The organism is Pseudomonas fluorescens (assembly GCF_902497895.1).
Taxonomy (GTDB): domain Bacteria; phylum Pseudomonadota; class Gammaproteobacteria; order Pseudomonadales; family Pseudomonadaceae; genus Aquipseudomonas; species Aquipseudomonas fluorescens_BP.
In genome coordinates this window covers 1-19,042 of the sequence record NZ_CABVHQ010000046.1, presented here as the reverse complement: position 1 = coordinate 19,042, position 19,042 = coordinate 1, and the positions used below count along the sequence as shown (strand labels likewise).

The 19,042-nt window shown below is 60.6% G+C and carries 12 protein-coding genes and 1 pseudogene; 7 read left to right on the top strand and 6 right to left on the bottom strand.

What is annotated here, in order from left to right; all coding sequences use genetic code 11:
* The first annotated feature begins 86 nt into the window (after positions 1-86).
* The 6 genes from F8N21_RS21005 to F8N21_RS20980 all read left to right on the top strand — a co-directional run bounded on the left by F8N21_RS21005 (position 87) and on the right by F8N21_RS20980 (position 10,821).
* Complete coding sequence (locus F8N21_RS21005; protein ID WP_150643930.1) at positions 87-2,099, top strand: DUF1302 domain-containing protein; 2,013 nt, start codon at positions 87-89, stop codon at positions 2,097-2,099.
* Between the two features lie 39 nt (positions 2,100-2,138).
* On the top strand, positions 2,139-3,497 hold the full coding sequence (locus F8N21_RS21000) for a DUF1329 domain-containing protein (RefSeq protein ID WP_150643929.1): 1,359 nt from the start codon (positions 2,139-2,141) through the stop codon (positions 3,495-3,497).
* A 151-nt stretch (positions 3,498-3,648) separates the two neighbouring features.
* Positions 3,649-4,722: a WD40/YVTN/BNR-like repeat-containing protein gene (locus F8N21_RS20995; RefSeq protein ID WP_150643928.1), complete on the top strand. Its 1,074-nt coding sequence runs from the start codon at positions 3,649-3,651 to the stop codon at positions 4,720-4,722.
* A 31-nt stretch (positions 4,723-4,753) separates the two neighbouring features.
* Complete coding sequence (locus tag F8N21_RS20990) at positions 4,754-7,210, top strand: efflux RND transporter permease subunit (protein ID WP_150643927.1); 2,457 nt, start codon at positions 4,754-4,756, stop codon at positions 7,208-7,210.
* Positions 7,211-7,307: 97 nt separating this feature from the next.
* Complete coding sequence (locus F8N21_RS20985; protein WP_150643926.1) at positions 7,308-9,086, top strand: acyl-CoA dehydrogenase C-terminal domain-containing protein; 1,779 nt, start codon at positions 7,308-7,310, stop codon at positions 9,084-9,086.
* 49 nt (positions 9,087-9,135) lie between these two features.
* Positions 9,136-10,821 carry a fatty acid--CoA ligase gene (locus F8N21_RS20980; protein ID WP_150643925.1) on the top strand — a complete coding sequence of 562 codons (1,686 nt, stop codon included), beginning with the start codon at positions 9,136-9,138 and terminating at the stop codon, positions 10,819-10,821.
* Between the two features lie 353 nt (positions 10,822-11,174).
* Here F8N21_RS20980 and F8N21_RS20975 read toward each other — a convergent pair whose 3' ends face one another.
* The 6 genes from F8N21_RS20975 to F8N21_RS20950 all read right to left on the bottom strand — a co-directional run bounded on the left by F8N21_RS20975 (position 11,175) and on the right by F8N21_RS20950 (position 18,338).
* The gene (locus F8N21_RS20975; RefSeq protein WP_150643924.1) at positions 11,175-11,537 is read right to left on the bottom strand and encodes a DUF5064 family protein; all 363 of its coding nucleotides are present in this window, start codon (positions 11,535-11,537) and stop codon (positions 11,175-11,177) included.
* Between the two features lie 62 nt (positions 11,538-11,599).
* The gene (arcC, locus tag F8N21_RS20970; protein ID WP_150643923.1) at positions 11,600-12,529 is read right to left on the bottom strand and encodes a carbamate kinase; all 930 of its coding nucleotides are present in this window, start codon (positions 12,527-12,529) and stop codon (positions 11,600-11,602) included.
* A gap of 167 nt (positions 12,530-12,696) precedes the next feature.
* A complete protein-coding gene (locus tag F8N21_RS20965) occupies positions 12,697-13,707 on the bottom strand; it encodes an ornithine carbamoyltransferase (protein WP_150643922.1) in 1,011 nt (336 codons plus the stop codon).
* Positions 13,708-13,785: 78 nt separating this feature from the next.
* On the bottom strand, positions 13,786-15,042 hold the full coding sequence (gene arcA, locus F8N21_RS20960) for an arginine deiminase (RefSeq protein ID WP_150643921.1): 1,257 nt from the start codon (positions 15,040-15,042) through the stop codon (positions 13,786-13,788).
* A 35-nt stretch (positions 15,043-15,077) separates the two neighbouring features.
* Entirely contained in the window at positions 15,078-16,505 is a 1,428-nt protein-coding gene (arcD, locus tag F8N21_RS20955; protein ID WP_150643920.1) for an arginine-ornithine antiporter, read from the bottom strand.
* A 120-nt stretch (positions 16,506-16,625) separates the two neighbouring features.
* Positions 16,626-18,338 (bottom strand): cation:proton antiporter, encoded by a 1,713-nt coding sequence (locus F8N21_RS20950; RefSeq protein ID WP_150643919.1) that lies wholly within the window; start codon positions 18,336-18,338, stop codon positions 16,626-16,628.
* Between the two features lie 347 nt (positions 18,339-18,685).
* Between F8N21_RS20950 and F8N21_RS20945 the strand changes: the two are divergent.
* A pseudogene (locus F8N21_RS20945) lies at positions 18,686-19,042 on the top strand (hypothetical protein); the annotation flags it as partial.

Below are 19,042 nucleotides of genomic sequence, written 5' to 3'. Positions count from 1 at the left end.
GCGTGAAAAAACGCAGTCCCTTTCACCAGGGCTTGCGCAAGGGAAGCTGCGCTTAAAAACAAGTACAACATGGCGGAGACAACGCAATGCATAACAATAAGAGTCATAGCCACAACCCCTCACATCGCAGCCTGCTAGCCCTGGCTATCCTTGCTGCTTGCGTGCCGGCTGCCCATGGGTTTGAACTCGACACCGGCAATCCCGACTGGGCCGTGCGCTTTGACAACACCGTCAAGTACAACTACGGCGTGCGCACCGAAAGCGCCGACCAGCGCATGCTGGGGACGCCGAACAACAACGACGGCGACTACAACTTCCGCAAGTCCGGCACCAACATTACCAACCGTGTTGACCTGTTGACCGAGATGGATGTAGTCTATCAAGGCAACAAGGGTTTTCGCGTCAGTGCCGCGAGCTGGTACGACAAGGCGTATGAAAACACCGGTTCCAATTCCAACCCTTTCGTCAACGGCAATGGCGCAACTTCGGGCCTGGTCGCCAATGACCCGCGTCTTGGCGCGGTCACCCGGGACAATGTCGGCAATGGCAGCCCGCACCTGAGCAACTACGCCCAGCGCTACTACACCGGTCCCTCCGGCGAGATTCTGGATGCCTTCGTGTTCTACAGCACCGAAGTGGGTGAGGAGTCCCTGTTCAGCATCAAGGCCGGGCAACACAACGTGTTCTGGGGTGAGACCATTCTGAACCCGGTGCATTCGGTCAGCTACGGCCAGTCCGGCCTTGACCTGGCCAAGCTGGCGGCGTCCCCCGGTACCGAGGCCAAGGAACTGTTCGTCCCGCGCAATCAGGTGTCGATGTCCTTCACCGTCAACCCCGAGTTGACCCTGGGCGCCCAGTACTTCCTGGACTGGAATGCCGCGCGCCTGCCTGAGGCCGGCACCTACTATGGCGGCTCGGATCTGGTGGGGTTTGGCGCGCAGTCGTTCCTGCTGGGCAATACCAATGCCGTGGTAGCTGGAAGCCCGCTGGGTTGTGGCCTGGCGCCCTGCAATGGGCTGACCAATGTGCGTCGTGGGCATGATTTGAAACCGGACAAGCACGGCGACTGGGGGGTGATGGCCAAATGGTCGCCGCAATGGCTGGACGGTACGCTGGGCGTTTACTACCGCAAGACCTCGGATATTTTGCCGCAGGCCTGGTTGAACGGCGCGGGGCTGAGTTCGGCGAATGCCAACGGTACGCCGCCAGCGGGGATGGTGCCGGCTGTCGTCAATACGTTGAATTCGCTGAGCACCGCCACCTATCAACTGGCCTATGGCGACGACATCGACGTCATCGGTTTCAGCCTGTCCAAGGATGTTGCCGGGATCAGTGTCGGCAGTGATCTGAACATCCGCCACAACATGCCGCTGGCCAGCATCCCGGCCGTGCTCAGTTCCACCGGACCGCTGGGTCTGGGTCAAGGTCTGGGCCTGTTGCCTGCTCGCACGGCAGCCACCGGTATCGTCTATGACACCCCGGGCAAAGGCGACAGCATGAGCGCCACCGGCGACACGCTGCACTGGACGCTCAACGGTCTGATGACCATTTCCAGGACACCGCTGTTCGATTCGGCCGTGCTGCTCGGCGAGCTGTATTACAGCAACCTGCTCAAGCTCGATAGCAAGAACGAGGGGCTCTACAAGGGCAAGAGCAGCTATCGCGGCATCGATGCGCCGACCCGGGACAACTGGGGTATCGCAGTCAACTTCACGCCGACCTGGTACCAGGTGTTCCCTGGCGTCGACATGAGCATGCCGATGTCCGTCAACGTGGGCCTGGACGGTGTTTCACCGGTGTCCGGCGGTGGTGCGAAAGACACCGGCAACTATGCGCTTGGCGTCGGTGCTGCCATCTACAACAAATACTTTGTCGACCTCAAGTACGTGGATGCCTTCGGCAAGGCAGACAAGTGTGATGTCAGCGGGATCGGTACCGGTGCTGCCAATGCCGGCAGTGGCGATGGCTCCACGCCGAACGCCTTCAGCGGTAACCAGAACTATGCCTGCTATGCCGGTGGCTATTCGGCCTTCTCGGGAGGCGGTGCGACCACCGAAGACCGTGGCGCGCTGTACCTAACGCTGAAAACCACCTTTTGATTCACCCATTGCTTAGTCATTAAGCAGGAGAACAACAATATGAAATTCGTCCAAACTCTGCTGGCCGCGTCCCTGGCCATGACCATTGCCGCTCATGCACAGGCAGCCGTATCGGCTGCAGAGGCGGCCAAACTGGGCAGCAGCCTGACCCTGGTGGGTGCCGAAAAGTCCGGTAATGCCGACGGTTCCATTCCCGCCTATAACGGCGGCCTGAACACTGCCCCGGCCAGCTTCAAGACGGGTGACAGCATGCGCCCGGATCCCTTTGCCGGTGAAAAACCGCTGCTGGTGATCAATGGCAAGAACGTCGACCAGTACAAGGGCATGCTCAGTGCCACCACCGTGGAGCTGGCCAAGCGTTTCCCCAGCTACCGCGTCGACGTTTATCCGACCCACCGCACCGCGGCACTGCCGCAGGCGGTGCTGGATAACAGTTTGAAGAATGCCAACGGCGCCAAGTCCCTTGAAGGCGGGTTGGCCATCGACAACGTATTGCCCGGCGTACCGTTTCCGATCCCGCAATCGGGCAGCGAGGCAATGTGGAACTTCTTGCTGCGTTACCAGGGGGTCAACATCAACTCCAAGTACGACTCCTGGAACGTCGACTCGGCCGGCGTGCCGAGCCTGGCAACCACCGGCCAGGCGTTCATTACCTACCCGATCTACGAGAACATGGCGCAGCCAATCAGCAGCGCCGACGTGTACTACCAGATGAAGCTGTACTACACCGGCCCCGCGCGCCGGGCCGGCGAGGCGATCATGCTCAAGGACGCCGCCAACCCGCTGGAACAGCCGCGTCGCGCCTGGCAGTACCTGCCGGGTCAGCGTCGGGTCAAACTGGCGCCGAACCTGGCCTATGACACGCCTAACCCCGGTACCGCCGGCGCCGGCACTTACGACGATGTATTCGTGTTCAACGGCGCGCTGGATCGCTACGACTGGAAGCTGGTGGGCAAGCAGGAAATGATCGTGCCCTACAACACCTACAAGCTGACCTACGCCCTGGATCCCAAGACGCTGACCACCCCCAACCACCTCGCACCCGATTTCGTGCGCTGGGAGAAGCACCGTGTCTGGGTCGTGGAGGGCAATCTCAAGGCCGGCGCACGTCACGTCTACCAGAAGCGCCGCTTCTACCTGGATGAAGACACCTGGGCTGCTCTGGCCTCCGACCAGTACGACGCGCGTGGCCAGCTCTACCGTGGCTCCTTCGCCTTCCTCAGCCAGAGCTATGACAAGCAGGTTCCGGATTCCACGCCCTTCATGATCTACGACCTGGTCGGTGGCTCCTACAACATCAACGGAGTGGTAGGTCCTTACGGCGGCATCCGCTACATCGATTCGCTGTCCAAGGCGCAGTGGTCGCCGGAGTCCCTGGCGGGGGCCGGTATTCGCTAGACACACTGTGATAAAGCGCCCGTTCGGTCCATTGCCCCCCGCAGTGTGACCGGACGCCTGTCGGTGTGGTGCCGATCGTCCAGGGCGCCTGATTCCAACGCCGGGCTGCACTCTGCGTAGCCCCGGCGCAGTTCCCTCAAGAGGACGCAGTATGTGTTCGTACAAGAAGTACCTATTGCTGGCGCTGGGCGCCACGCTGGCACTGTTGCAGGGTGTCGCTCAGGCGGCCAGCTACGTTGACGTGCTGGATCTGCCGGCCAGGATCAGTGCCCTGGCGGTGCGCAGTCCCTTGCTGGACACGGCCCGTGCGGGTGAGCGTCTGGTCGCCGTCGGTCAGCGTGGGCACATTCTCTATTCCGATGATGCCGGCAAGAACTGGCAGCAGGCCGCTGTGCCGGTCAGTGCCGACCTTAATGCCGTGCATTTTTCTTCCGCCGGGCAGGGCTGGGCGGTCGGCAACGATGGCGTGGTGCTGCACAGCAGCGATGCCGGCGTCACCTGGACCAAGCAGTTAGACGGCCGTGAGATCGGCGCTTTGCTGGTCAAGCATTACAGCGCGCTGGCCAGTGCCGAACCGGCCAACGAACACTGGGCGCAGCTTGTCGGCGATGGCCAGCGGCTGATCGAAGAGGGCGCCGATAAACCGCTGCTCGACGTCTGGTTCGCCAACGACAAACTCGGCTATGTGGTCGGTGCGTTCAACCTGATCCTGCGTACCGAAGACGGCGGCCAGCACTGGACGCCTTTCCAGGACCGTACCGATAACCCCCAGGGCTTGCACCTCAACGCCATCGCCTCCACCGGTGACGCGCTCTACATCGCCGGAGAACAGGGCCTGCTGCTCAAGTGGGATGACTCGCTCCAGCGTTTCACGGCCCTCCAGACGCCCTATCAGGGCAGCTTTTTTGGTGTGGTCGGCAAACCTGGGGAAATACTGGCCTACGGTCTGCGCGGGCATGTGTTTCGCAGCACCGACAGCGGTGCCAGCTGGAGCCCGCTCACAACCGGCCTGCAGGTCAGCATCTCAGCCGCCACGCTGGGCGCCGACGGCCGCTATCGGCTATTTACCCAGGCCGGGCACATGCTGCTCAGCCAGGAGAATGGCACGCGACTGCAGTGGGTGGCACAGCAAAACCAGGCACCGGTAGCCGGTGCCGCCATGGCCGCCGATGGCTCGCTGGTGTTGGTGGGCGGTCGTGGTGCACGTGCGCTTCGCGTCGAATAAGAACTGGATCAATTAGAGCGAGTACCCTGACATGGGCAATATCAAGCAAGACACCATGCCGGTGATTTGCGACTTGCATGACTTCGATCGAAGCACCGGTAATCTGCTGGAACGGTGGGTGTTCAACTACCGTCCGCTGTTCATGCTGCTCATGGCGCTGATCACCCTGGTGCTGGGTTACATGATGGTGACCCGCCTGGAACTGCGTCCCAGTTTCGAGAAAATGATTCCGCAGAGCCAGCCGTATATCCAGAATTTCCTCGAGAACCGCAAGTCGTTGCGCGGCCTGGGCAGTTCGGTACGGGTAGTGGTGGAGAACACCCAGGGCGATATTTTCGACCCCGAGTATCTGAGCGTGCTCAAGCAGGTCAACGACGACTTGTTCCTCACTGAAGGCGTCGACCGCGCCTGGATGAAGTCACTGTGGAGTTCGGCGGTGCGCTGGACCGAAGTCACCGAAGAGGGCTTCCAGGGCGGTCCGGTGATGCCCGATACCTACCAGGGCTCACCCGCAGACATCGAGCAGCTGCGCCAGAACATCAACCGCGCCGGCATCGTTGGCAGCCTGGTGGCCAGTGACTTCAAATCGAGCATGTTGATCGTGCCGTTGCTGGACAGGGCCTCGGCCACCGGGCACGGCATCAACTATTATCAGTTCGCCCAGGTTCTTGAAGAGCAGTTGCGGGACAAGATCGAGTTCGCCGGTGACAGCAAGGCGCGCAAGGCCGGGGAGGAGGGCAAGGGCAAGTACAAGGTCCGGGTGATCGGTTTCGCCAAATTGATCGGCGATCTGATCGACGGCCTGATCCAGGTGATGATGTTCTTCGGCCTGGCCGTGATGACCTCGTTCGTCATCATTTACCTCTACACCCGTTGCATCCGCAGCACCCTGCTGGTGATCGTCTGTTCGCTGACGGCAGTGGTCTGGCAGCTGGGCATCGTGGCCTGGCTGGGTTATGCCATTGATCCCTACTCGGTCCTTGTGCCGTTCCTGATCTTCGCCATCGGCGTGTCCCACGCGGCGCAGAAGATGAACGGCATCATGCAGGACATCGCCCGCGGCACCCATAAACTGGTGGCGGCGCGCTACACCTTCCGTCGCCTGTTCATCGCCGGCGTCACCGCGCTACTGGCCGACGCGGTCGGTTTCGCGGTGTTGATGCTGATCGATATTCCGGTGATTCAGGACCTGGCCATTACCGCCAGTATCGGTGTGGCTGTGTTGATCTTCACCTCGCTGCTGCTGATGCCGGTGGCACTCTCGTATATCGGCGTCGGTCGCCAGGCTGCCGCCCGTGCATTGAAGATCGACACCCGGGCCGCCGAGCATCGCGGCTTCGGCAAACTGTGGGATTTTCTCGACCGTTTCACCACCCCCAAGTGGGCCTTGGGCATTGTGCTGGGTGCCGTGGTGATGGGCATCGCAGGCTTCGTGGTCAGCCTGCAGCTGAAAATCGGCGACCTCGACAGTGGCGCCCCGGAGCTGCGCGCGGACTCACGCTACAACCGCGACAACGCCTACATCACCAGCCACTACGCGCTGTCCAGCGACCTGTTCGCAGTGATGATCAAGACCCCGCCCGAAGGTTGCCTGAACTATCAGACGCTGATCCTGGCCGACCGCCTGGCCTGGGAGCTGCAGCAACACCCGGGTGTGCAAGCGACTTCATCGCTGGTCAACGCGGTCCGCCAGATCACTGCCGGCTCCTTCGAGGGTAACCCCAAGCTGAACAGCATCCAGCGCAACCAGAACGTGCTGAACTACGCCGCGCAACAGGCCTCGGTCAATGCGCCGGAGTTGTTCAATACCGACTGTTCGGTGATGCCGGTGATCGCGTTCCTCAAGGACCACAAGGCCGAAACGCTCGACGCAGTGGTCGCCATCGCCGACACCTTCGCCAAGGAAAACAGCACCGAGGATCGCCAGTTCCTGCTCGCCGCCGGCACCGCCGGGATTGAAGCGGCGACCAACATCGTGGTGCGCGAGGCCAACCGCACCATGTTGCTGTACGTCTACCTGGCCGTGACGCTGTTCTGCCTGATCACTTTCCGTAGCTGGCGCGCGACGCTGGTGGCGTTGTTGCCGCTGGTGCTCACCTCGATCCTTTGCGAGGCGCTGATGGTGATCATGGGTATCGGGGTGAAAGTCGCGACGCTGCCGGTAATCGCCCTGGGGGTAGGCATTGGCGTGGACTACGCGCTGTACCTGCTCAGTGTGCAGTTGCACTACCAGCGTCGCGGCATGTCGCTGTCGCAGGCCTATCGCAATGCGGTGGCCTTCACCGGCCGGGTCGTCGGTCTGGTCGGCATAACCCTGGCTGCCGGTGTGGTGTGCTGGGCCTGGTCGCCGATCAAGTTCCAGGCCGACATGGGCATCCTGCTGACCTTCATGTTCATCTGGAACATGCTCGGTGCACTGATCCTGATTCCGGCGCTGTCCTGGTTCCTGCTGCGAAACACCGGGAGCCAGTCGATCCAGGCCAACTAATGGCCCCATTGGGATTTTTTAGCGCTCACCCGCGAGGGTGAGACTTCCACTGACCAGGGCATGTTCAATGCCCTGACATTGCCTGAGTATTTCATTCATGTCTGATTACAAAGCCCCCCTGCGCGACATTCGTTTCGTACTCAACGAGGTCTTCGAAGTCTCCAGGCTGTGGGCCGCAATGCCGGCCCTGGCCGAGGTGGTGGATGAAGACACCGCCAACGCGGTCCTCGAGGAAGCCGGCAAGATCACGGCGGACCTTATCGCGCCGCTCAATCGCAGTGGCGACGAACAGGGCTGTTCCTGGAGCGACGGCGTGGTGACCACGCCAGCCGGTTTCCCGGCCGCCTATCGGGCGTTTGCCGAGGGCGGTTGGGTCGGCGTGGGTGGCGATCCGGCGTACGGTGGCATGGGCATGCCCAAGGTGATTGGCGCCCAGGTCGAGGAAATGGTCAGCGCGGCCAATCTTTCCTTCGGCCTGTATCCGATGCTGACGGCCGGCGCCTGCCTGGCCATCAACGCTCACGCCAGCGAAACGTTGAAAGAGACGTACCTGCCAAACCTGTATGCCGGCGTCTGGGCCGGCTCCATGTGCCTGACCGAGCCCCATGCCGGGACTGATCTGGGGATGATCCGCACCAAGGCCGAACCCCAGGCCGACGGATCCTATAAGATCAGCGGGACCAAGATCTTCATCACCGGCGGTGAGCACGACCTGAGCGAAAACATCATCCACCTGGTGCTGGCCAGGCTTCCCGATGCGCCGGCAGGCCCGAAAGGCATCTCGCTGTTCCTGGTGCCGAAAATCATGGTCAACGCCGATGGCAGTCTGGGCCAGAAGAACGCGTTGTCCTGCGGCTCGATCGAACACAAGATGGGGATCAAGGCTTCGGCCACCTGCGTGATGAACTTCGACGGCGCCACGGGTTGGATCGTCGATGCGCCGAACAAGGGCCTGGCCGCCATGTTCACCATGATGAACTACGAGCGTCTGGGTGTTGGCATCCAGGGCCTGGCTTGCGGCGAGCGTTCCTGTCAGAACGCCATCGAGTACGCCCGCGATCGCCTGCAAAGTCGTTCGCCGACCGGTCCGCAAGCCACAGACAAGATCGCCGACCCAATCATCGTGCACCCGGAAGTGCGCCGCATGTTGCTGACCATGAAAGCCTCGAACGAAGGCGGCCGGGCGTTTTCCACCTACGTGGCCATGCAGCTCGATACCGCCAAATTCAGCGAAGACCCGACTACCCGCAAACGCGCCGAGGCGCTGGTGGCGCTGTTGACGCCGGTCGCCAAGGCCTTCCTCACCGACCTGGGTCTGGAAACCACCATTCATGGCCAGCAGGTATTCGGCGGCCACGGCTACATTCGCGAGTGGGGCCAGGAGCAACTGGTGCGTGATGTGCGCATCACCCAGATCTACGAAGGCACCAACGGCATTCAGGCGCTGGACCTGGTCGGACGCAAGGTGGTGGGCACCGGCGGCGCATCCTACCAACTGTTCGCCGACGAAATCCGCCATTTCACCGCCACCGCCAGTGCTGATCTGGCCGAGTTCACCAAGCCGCTGAATGCGGCCCTGGACAACCTCGACGAATTGACCGCCTGGGTGCTGGATCGCTGCAAAACCAACCCGAATGAAATCGGCGCTGCTTCCGTGGAGTACCTGCAGGCTTTCGGTTACACCGCCTATGCCTACATGTGGGCATTGATGGCCAAGGCCGCCATGGGCAAGGAAGCGCAGGACGATTTCTACGCCAGCAAACTGGGCACCGCACGCTTCTATTTCGCTCGCCTGTTGCCGCGGATTCACTCGTTGAGTGCCTCGGTCAAGGCCGGTAGCGAATCGTTGTACCTGCTCGATGCGGCGCAGTTCTGACCCAGCGAACTGGAGATGATCTCCAAAAACAAAATCAGGAAGACTTACCGTGCTGACAACAAAAATAATCGCGCCCGCGCAAGGCGCATATGCCTATCCATTGCTGATCAAAAGCCTGTTGCTCTCGGGCGCGCGTTACGCACCGGAGCAGGAGATCGTCTACGCGGACAAGCTGCGTTACAGCTACCGGACGCTTAATGAGCGAATCAAGCAATTGGCCAAAGCGCTGACGAACGCCGGCGTCAAGGCAGGAGACACGGTGGCGCTGCTGGATTGGGACAGCCACCGTTATCTGGAGTGTTTTTTTGCCGTGCCCATGATTGGCGCGGTGCTGCACACGGTCAATATCCGTCTCTCCCCGGAGCAGGTTCTCTACACCATGAACCACGCCGAGGATGACCTGGTGTTGGTGCATGATGATTTCCTGCCGTTGATTGAGCAGATTCATGGAGAGCTGACGACCGTCAAGGGCTATATCCAGCTCAGTGATGTCGGCCCGACGCCGACCGAGCTGCCGGTGGTGGGGGAATATGAATGCCTGCTGGCGCAGGCTGACGGTCACTTCGACTTCCCTGACTTCGACGAGAACTCGGTGGCGACCATTTTTTACACCACCGGTACCACTGGAAATCCCAAGGGCGTTTACTTCACGCACCGCCAGTTGGTGCTGCATACACTGAACGCCGTGGGCACGCTGGGCGTGTACCAGGGTTTGCCATTGTTACGCTCGGACGATGTGTATATGCCCATCACGCCGATGTTTCATGTGCATGCCTGGGGCGTGCCCTATGTCGCGACGCTGATGGGGATCAAGCAGGTTTACCCGGGGCGGTATGAGCCCAATAGCCTGGTCAGGTTGTACCGCGAAGAAAAGGTCAGCTTTTCCCATTGCGTGCCGACGATTCTGCAGATGATCCTGGGTTGCGACGAAGCAGCGCAGACTGACTTCAACGGCTGGAAAATGCTCTTGGGTGGAAGTGCATTGACCCAGGGCATCGCTGCCCAGGCGACGGCAAGGGGACTGCATGTCCATAGCGGATACGGGATGTCCGAGACCTGCCCATTGCTGTGTTTGACTCACTTGCGTGAGGCGCAGCTTGCACAACCCGCCCAAGCGCAATTGGCCGCTCGAATCAAGACCGGGATTGCGGTGCCGATGGTCGATTTGCGGATCATCGATGCCAGTGGCAACGACGCACCTCACGATGGCGAGGCGCTGGGCGAGATAGTAGTACGTGCGCCCTGGTTGACCCAAGGCTACCTCAAAGAGCCGGAGCAGGGGGCGCAGCTTTGGGAAAACGGTTGGATGCATACCGGTGATATCGCCTCGATCGATGCCCTCGGCGTGGTGGAGATCAAGGACCGGATCAAAGACGTCATCAAGACGGGAGGGGAGTGGATCAGCTCGTTGGAGCTGGAGAGTCTGATCAGCGAACACCCGGCAGTCAGCTCAGTTGCGGTCGTGGGCATTCCTGACCCGCAGTGGGGTGAGCGACCAGTGGCCCTGGTAGTTTGCGCACCAGGAGCAGGCATTACCCCGGAAATTCTGGAGGCCCATCTGCATCAGTATGTCGAGAGTGGCCGTATCAACAAGTGGGCGATCCCCAAGCAGATCAGGATCGTTGCCGATATTCCTGGAACCAGTGTCGGGAAAATAAACAAGCGGCTGATCCGCGAACACGAACTGAGCCAACAGGCAGAGATGGATGACCCGGTGCGCTCCAATATGGAGTAGCCCCCTTCTGCCAACTGTAGGTTGTTCCAGGTCCAGGCTTACAAGCTTTTCCGTTTGCCTCCCGTTCAGGGCTGACGAAGTCGGGGCGGTTTTTGGTTCTTGAGTGCGGAGAGTGGCAAGTATGACTTGGAGGAGTGGTGGAGGTGAAATCCGGAGAACACTGGAGGATTCAAAAGCCACCCCTCACCCCCAACCCTCTCCCCAAGGGGGAGAGGGGGAAAGGGAGCAGATCGGGGGCTATTCAGAACCTGAGTTCGACTCGGTCGTTCAGGTCGCAGTACCTCGAAAAAACTACGCGGTCAGTCCCCTCTCCCCCTTGGGGAGAGGGTTAGGGTGAGGGGTGGTCTTCGGATTCATTCCAGATGCTCAGGCTTCACCGGGTCCCCCGACTTCATATTCAGCTGCACCCGCACATCTTCGAACATCGCGTCGTAGTCCTTGTGTGACGAACCGATACTGCTCAGCGCCTTGGGAATGCCGTGCTTCTCTGCGATTTTCGTGACGTTGCTGGCGAAGTTGTAAGCCTGATCCTTGGGCAGGAAGAATGATTCTTTCAGATCCTTGCCCTGGATGCTGCCATGCATCGTGAAGAGCATGCCTTTGCCCTCCTTGGGATCCTGGGTGACTTCATAGTCGATGCACACGTTGTAGCTGACATCGTCCTTGTTCAGCGCGTGGCGCTCGATGTGCAGATGACCGGGCTCGAACGTGGCCATTGGCGTCTCTCCTTCAAAAGGTATTGAAGTGGGGGGCAGGCGAGGATCCTGCCCCGAGGTTTTTATTGGTAGGTGATTCCAGGTTTCGCCGTGCTGATGCGGGTGCCGGCCTTGCCCTGGACGATCGCTTCGATGTCCGAGAGTGAACCGATCACCGCGACTTTTCCAGTGTTGCGGGCGAACTCGCACGCGGCCTGAACCTTCGGCCCCATGGAGCCGGCGGCGAAGCCCAGAAGTTCCAGCTCGTCCGGGTGGGCCTGGGCAATGGCCTTCTGGGTTGGTTGGCCCCAGTCGACAAACGCCGCGTTGACGTCGGTGGCGATCACCAGCAAATCACTGTCCAGCTGTTCGGCCAACAGCGCCGAGCACAGGTCCTTGTCGATCACCGCTTCCACCCCCTGGAGTTTGCCACTGGCGCCATACATGGTCGGGATGCCGCCGCCGCCAGCGCAGATCACGATGCTGCCTTTTTCCAGCAACCACTTGATCGGACGGATCTCGAAGATGCGCTTGGGTTTCGGGCTGGCCACCACGCGGCGGAACTTGTCGCCGTCCGGGGCGATGCTCCAGCCTTTTTCCGCCGCGAGTCGTTCCGCATCGGCCTTGGCGTAGACCGGGCCGATGGGCTTGCTCGGGTTCTGGAAGGCCGGGTCCTGGGGGTCGACTTCGACCTGGGTCAGCAGGGTGGCGAAGGGCACCTCGAAGTCCAACAGGTTGCCCAGTTCCTGTTCGATGATGTAACCGATCATGCCTTCGGTTTCGGCACCGAGGACATCCAGCGGGTAGGGCGTTACCGAGGTGTAGGCGGCCGCCTGCAACGACAGCAGGCCGACCTGCGGGCCATTACCGTGGGCGATGACCAGCTCGTTGCCGGGATGAATCCTGGCGATCTGTTCGGTAGCGGTACGGATGTTGATGCGTTGATTGTCCGCGGTCATGGGTTCACCACGACGCAGGAGGGCGTTACCACCCAGAGCAACGACGATGCGCATGATGCAGTCCTTCTAGAGTTTCGGAGATCCCGTAGGAGCTGCCGCAGGCTGCGATCTTTTGACTTGGCGCCAGTTCAGGCGACGAGTCGCCTATTGGGAAGATCAAAAGATCGCAGCCTGCGGCAGCTCCTACAAGTCAGTGGCAGATCATGAAAAGTGGTCAGCCGTTAGATATCCGCCAGCGCCGACACCAGGATCGCCTTGATCGTGTGCATGCGGTTTTCTGCCTGCTCGAAGGCGATGTTGGCCGGCGATTCGAACACCTCTTCGGTGACTTCAACGCCATTGGCCAGGTGCGGATAACGCGCGGCGATGTCCTTGCCGACCTTGGTTTCGCTGTTGTGGAAGGCCGGCAGGCAGTGCATGAATTTCACCCGGGGGTTGCCCGAGGCCTTCATCATCCTGGCGTTGACCTGGTACGGCAGCAGTTGCTCGATCCGCTCGTCCCAGGCTTCCACCGGTTCACCCATGGAGACCCAGATATCGGTGTGGATAAAGTCGACACCCTTGACCGCGGCCAGCGGGTCTTCGGTGATGGTGATGCGCGCGCCGCTGTCTTCGGCGAAGGCTTTGCACTGGGCGATGAAGTCGGCATGGGGCCACAGGGCTTTGGGAGCGGCGATGCGCACGTCCATGCCCAGCTTGGCGCCGATCATCAGCAGCGAGTTGCCCATGTTGTAGCGCGCGTCACCCAGGTAGGCATAGCTGATGTCGTGCAGCGGCTTGTCGCTGTGTTCGCGCATGGTCAGGGTGTCGGCGATCATTTGCGTCGGGTGGAATTCGGCGGTCAGGCCGTTGAACACCGGCACGCCGGCGAACTGGGCCAGCTCCTCGACGATTTCCTGTTCGAAGCCACGGTATTCGATGGCATCGAACATCCGGCCCAGCACCCGGGCGGTGTCTTTCATGCTTTCTTTGTGGCCGATCTGCGACGACACCGGGTCGATGTAGGTGACGTGAGCGCCCTGGTCATGGGCCGCGACTTCGAAGGCGCAGCGGGTGCGGGTCGAGGTTTTTTCGAAAATCAGCGCGATGTTCTTGCCTTTGAGGTGCGGCCGTTCGGTGCCGGTGTACTTGGCGCGTTTCAGGTCGCGGGACAGGTCCAGCAGGTAATGCAGCTCGCGAGTGGTGTGGTGCATCAGCGAGAGCAGGCTGCGGTTGCGCATATTGAAAGCCATGATGGATCTCCTTGGATGTCGGTCGTCCACTTGCCGAGGCTCTTCGTGAGAGCCGCGGCAAGCACGTCAATTGATGGGTCAGTAGTCGATCGGGTCGCGGATGATCGGGCAGGTCATGCAATGGCCGCCGCCACGGCCGCGGCCCAGTTCGCCGGCGGTAATGGTGATGACTTCGACACCGGCCTTGCGTAGCAGGGTGTTGGTGTAGGTGTTGCGGTCGTAACCGATCACTACGCCGGGTTCCACGGCCACCACGTTGTTGCCGTCGTCCCACTGTTCGCGCTCGGCGGCGAAGCTGTTGCCGCCGGTTTCGACCACTCGCAGGGTTTTCAGATTGAGCGCTGCGGCGACGGTGTCGAGGAAGCTGGTGTCTTCGCGACAGATGTCGATGCCGCCCGGTCTGCTTTCGTCAGGGCGCAGGCTGAAGGCGACAATCTGGTTCACCACTTCCGGGAATATGGTCACCAGGTCGCGGTCGCAGAAGCTGAATACCGTGTCCAGGTGCATCGCCGCGCGGGATTTCGGCAGGCCGGCCACGATGACCCGTTCCACTGCTTTGTTTTTGAACAGGTTCACCGCCAGTTGGCCGATGGCCTGACGGGACGAACGCTCGCCCATGCCAATCAATACCACACCGTTGCCGATCGGCATCACGTCGCCGCCTTCAAGGGTGGAACTGCCGTGTTCCTGGTCCGGGTCGCCGTACCAGACCTGGAAGTCGGCGTTGGTGAACTGCGGGTGGAATTTGTAGATGGCGCTGGCCAGCAGGGTTTCCTGACGGCGGGCCGGCCAGTACATTGGGTTGAGCGTCACGCCACCATAGATCCAGCAGGTGGTGTCGCGGGTGAACTGGGTGTTGGGCAGCGGTGGCAGAATGAAGCTCGAGTGGCCGAGGAAATCGCGGAACATCTGGATGGTCTTGCCGCCGAAGCTGTCCGGCAGATCATCGGCGGACACGCCGCCAATCAGGAATTCGGCGATCTTGCGCGGCTCCAGGCTACGCAGCCACGAGCCGGTTTCGTTGACCAGGCCCAGACCCACCGAATTGGCGGTGATCTTGCGCTGCAGAATCCAGTCCAGGGCTTCAGGGATAGCCACGATGTCGGTCAGCAGGTTATGCATTTCCAGCACATCGATGTTGCGTTCGCGCATTTTGGTGACGAAGTCGAAGTGGTCGCGCTTGGCCTGGGCGACCCACAACACATCATCGAACAGCAGTTCGTCGCAGTTGTTCGGGGTCAGCCGCTGATGGGCCAGGCCGGGGGAGCAAACCATGACTTTACGTAGTTTGCCGGCCTCGGAGTGGACGCCGTACTTAACTTTTTCCGTGGTCATTACAGTGATCCTCCAGATGACAAATCATTCAGGTGTTACAGGGTCAGGAAGCCGTCATACAGTCCGTAAGCTGCCACCAGGGCGCCCACGACGACTGCGGCGAAAATCAGCTTCTCGACGTTGGTGAAAACCGGTTTGTTGACTTCAAGCTTGGCCTTGGCGAACAGAATCGCGCCGGGGGCATAGAGCAGTGCGGAGAGCAACAGGTATTTGACGCCGCCGGCATAGATCAGCCAGACCGCATAAATCAACGCGATGGCGCCGATGACCAGGTCTTTCTTGCGTTCGGCGAGGGCGTTTTCATAACTCTCGCCGCGCACCGCCAGCAGCAACGCGTAGGCCGCGGACCACAGGTAAGGCACCAGGATCATCGAGGTGGCGAGGTAGATCAGCGACAGGTAAGTACTGGCCGAGAACAGCGTGATGATCAGGAAAATCTGGACCATGGCGTTGGTCAGCCACAAGGCGTTGACCGGCACCTGATTGGCGTTTTCCTTGCGCAGGAACGCCGGCATGGTGTGGTCCTTGGCGGCGGCGAACATGATCTCGGCACACAGCAGCACCCACGACAGCAGCGCCCCGAGCAGCGAGATGATCAAGCCGACGCTGATCAGCACCGCACCCCAGTGACCGACCACGTGCTCCAGCACGGCGGCCATCGACGGGTTCTGCAGCTTGGCAAGTGTAGGTTGAGTCATGATGCCCAGCGACAGTACGTTCACCAGTACCAGAAACAGCAGCACGGTGATGAAGCCGATCACAGTCGCCTTGCCGACATCCGAACGCTTCTCGGCACGGGCGGAGAAGATGCTCGCGCCTTCAATGCCGATGAACACCCAGACAGTGACCAGCATCATGTTCCGGACCTGGTCCATCACGCTGCCCAGGTCCGGGTTTTTCAGGCCCCAGATGTCGGCGGTGAAGATGTCCAGCTTGAACGCGAACACCGCGATCAACACGAATAGAACCAGCGGCACGACCTTGGCGACCGTGGTCACCAGGTTGAAGAATGCCGCTTCCTTGATCCCTCGCAGCACCAGGAAATGCACGGCCCAGAGCAACACCGATGCACCGATCACCGCGGCCAGGGTGTTGCCTTCGCCAAAGATCGGGAAGAAATAGCCGAGGGTACTGAACAGCAGCACGAAGTAGCCGACGTTGCCCAGCCAGGCGCTGATCCAGTAGCCCCAGGCGGATGAGAAGCCCATGTAGTCACCGAATCCGGCCTTGGCATAGGCGTAGACACCCCCGTCAAGATCAGGCTTGCGATTGGCCAGGGTCTGGAACACAAAGGCCAGGGTCAACATGCCCACGGCGGTAATGGCCCAGCCAATCAACACGGCACCGACATCGGCACTGGCCGCCATGTTTTGCGGCAGCGAAAAGATCCCGCCGCCAATCATCGAGCCGACCACCAGCGCGACTAATGCGCCCAGCCGGAGTTTTCCGGGAGATTCAGACATTGCATGACTCCAATGCAGGAGAAAAGAGACAACAGAATAAATCTGCTCGCAATTCAAACAGCTGCCTTAGATCAATGCATGACGACACTCCATTGTTAGTGAAAGACGATTTTGTACTGACTAGGATTCGTCATCTTCAGCGCCGGGATAAAAACCGTGCAGCAGGCTATAGCGGTCATGTCGTACCTGGTCGGCCCGGTCCTGCACCTGCTGCTCGGGGAAACCCAACATGATCAGCGCATGAGAGGCGAGCATCAGGCTGGATTCCAGCAACTCGGGCACGACTTCGCTGGCACCGGCCGCCTTCAACTCGGCCCTCTGACTGTCGTCCCGAGTGCGCACCAGGATCGGCACGGTCGGGTTGATTCGGCGTGCCTCTTTCAACACCTGCAGTGCGGTGTCCGTCTTGTCCACAGCGATTACCAGCAGACTGGCGCGCTCCAGCCCTACCGCGACTAGCAGTTCACCACGATGTGAATCGCCGTAGTGCACACTGCTTTCACCGACCGCTGCTTCTCGAACCCGTACCGGGTCGTTATCCAGTGCGATGTAGGACTGATGGGCATTGCGCAGAAAACGTCCGATGGATTGCCCCACACGACCGTAACCACAAATCACCACATGGCCCTGCACCCCCGCGCTGAGCGCACTGATTTCCTCGAGTTTCGCTTCTTCATTGGGCTTGCGGTGCAAACGTGCGGCAATGTGAGGGGCGGCGCGCAGCAGCGACGGCGTCACCACCATTGAACAGAAGGTCGCGGCCAGCAACAGGCCGCCGAGGTCGGCGGGCATCAGTTGGTTTTGCTGCATCTGCGCCATCAGTGCAAAGCAGAACTCACCGCCCTGGGCCAATGCCAGGCCGCTGCGCCAAGCGGTTTCATTATCACTACCGCGCCATTTGACCAACAGCGCGACCACGCTGCCCTTGATCAGCAGCAACCCCAGGGTCAGGCCGAGGATCAGCAGGCCGTGACTGGCAAACAATCGCAAGTCGATCAGCATGCCGATACTGACGAAGAACACTCCGAGCAGGATGTCGCGAAAGGGGCGGATGTCGGCCTCGATCTGATGCCGGTAGTGGCTTTCCCCCAGCAGCATGCCAGCGAGAAACGCGCCCAGAGCAGGGGATAGGCCGATCAGGTGAGTCAGCCCGGCGGTCAGCAGGACGATCACCAGGGCCAGCAGCACGAACAGCTCTGCGGAACGGGACGCGGCCACCTCATGAAACAGGTGTGGCAACAACCAGCGACTGGTCAGCGACAGCCCGACGAACAGCACGAGGGTCTTGCCCAGCGTCAGGGGTAATGCCCAATACCAGGCTTGATCGCTGGTGCCAGCGAACACCGGCACCAGGGTCAGCAACAACACCGCCACCACGTCCTGGAATAGCAACACGCCGATGGCATTCTGGCCGTGGCTGCTGAAAATCTCACCGAGGCTGCCGAGCTCTTTGCTGACAATGGCCGTGGAAGACAACGCCAGACCGCCGCCGAGTAAAAACGCAGATGTGGCCGGCATGCCTGAGATCATCAGCAAAGCGCCCAATAGTACCCCGGACAAAATCACTTGAAGGCTGCCGAAGCCAAATACAACCTGATGCAGTGCAATCATTTTCGACAGAGAAAACTCCAACCCCAGGGAGAACAGCAAAAACACCACGCCCAGTTCGGCGAGGAGCGGCAACGCTGCGCTTTCGTTCACCCAGTCGAACGCCGTCGGCCCGACCATCAGCCCCACACAGAGGTAGCCCAGCACCGGCGGCAATCGCAGGCGATGGAACAGAGCAATGACTACCAGGGAGGAGGCGAGGATGATTAACAGGCTGACGAACATAAAAACTCCGCTGACGGCTTTGGTTACTCAAACGCGGAGGAAACAAACCGCGAACACCGCGCAACTGAGATTCAAGGCGAATGATTTACGTCAGATTTTGCCGAAATTTTTTGAAATCGGCTGTTCCGTAAGTGGCTTCAGGCCAGGGCGTTGGTACCGGGTTAGTGTAGTCCGCGCAAAAGGGCGCCGCAGTTGACAGCACGCCAGCCATCGCAGCGACAAGATCGTTTCAAACTACAATGAAATGGGGCTGGAAAAGACCTTCCCCGAAAATCGGTCCGGTATCTGGCCCATGAACCTCACCCAAAGGGTCCTGACACGGGCCCGGATCTGCCGAGGTTGGACACATGCAAAGCACTGGAGATCAAAAGCCGGCACCTGTGCTCGATCCGATCGAGCGTGTCACGGAGGTGATCTTCGGCCTGCTCATGGCGATGACCTTCACCGGAACGATCAGCGTGGCGACGGCTGGCCAGGAGGCGGAACGTACGATGATGATCGCCGCGCTCGGCTGCAACCTCGCCTGGGGGCTCGCGGACGCGGCGATGTACCTGCTGCGTACCCTGATCGAGCGCACGCGCAACCGCACGCTACTCGCAAACTTGTGCGGTGGGGCGGACGCGGCCACCGGGCAGGCACTCATCGCTGATGCACTACCGCCGCGTCTCGCGGCAGCGGCCGGCACCGACGGGCTGGAATTGCTG

Bases quoted from the DNA above. Each gene is read 5' to 3' on its own strand.
- F8N21_RS21005 (WP_150643930.1), top strand. From the start codon at position 87: ATGCATAACAATAAGAGTCATAGCCACAACCCCTCACATCGCAGCCTG.
- F8N21_RS21000 (WP_150643929.1), top strand. From the start codon at position 2,139: ATGAAATTCGTCCAAACTCTGCTGGCCGCGTCCCTGGCCATGACCATT.
- F8N21_RS20995 (WP_150643928.1), top strand. From the start codon at position 3,649: ATGTGTTCGTACAAGAAGTACCTATTGCTGGCGCTGGGCGCCACGCTG.
- F8N21_RS20990 (WP_150643927.1), top strand. From the start codon at position 4,754: ATGGGCAATATCAAGCAAGACACCATGCCGGTGATTTGCGACTTGCAT.
- F8N21_RS20985 (WP_150643926.1), top strand. From the start codon at position 7,308: ATGTCTGATTACAAAGCCCCCCTGCGCGACATTCGTTTCGTACTCAAC.
- F8N21_RS20975 (WP_150643924.1), bottom strand. From the start codon at position 11,537: ATGGCCACGTTCGAGCCCGGTCATCTGCACATCGAGCGCCACGCGCTG.
- arcC (WP_150643923.1), bottom strand. From the start codon at position 12,529: ATGCGCATCGTCGTTGCTCTGGGTGGTAACGCCCTCCTGCGTCGTGGT.
- F8N21_RS20965 (WP_150643922.1), bottom strand. From the start codon at position 13,707: ATGGCTTTCAATATGCGCAACCGCAGCCTGCTCTCGCTGATGCACCAC.
- arcA (WP_150643921.1), bottom strand. From the start codon at position 15,042: ATGACCACGGAAAAAGTTAAGTACGGCGTCCACTCCGAGGCCGGCAAA.
- arcD (WP_150643920.1), bottom strand. From the start codon at position 16,505: ATGTCTGAATCTCCCGGAAAACTCCGGCTGGGCGCATTAGTCGCGCTG.
- F8N21_RS20950 (WP_150643919.1), bottom strand. From the start codon at position 18,338: ATGTTCGTCAGCCTGTTAATCATCCTCGCCTCCTCCCTGGTAGTCATT.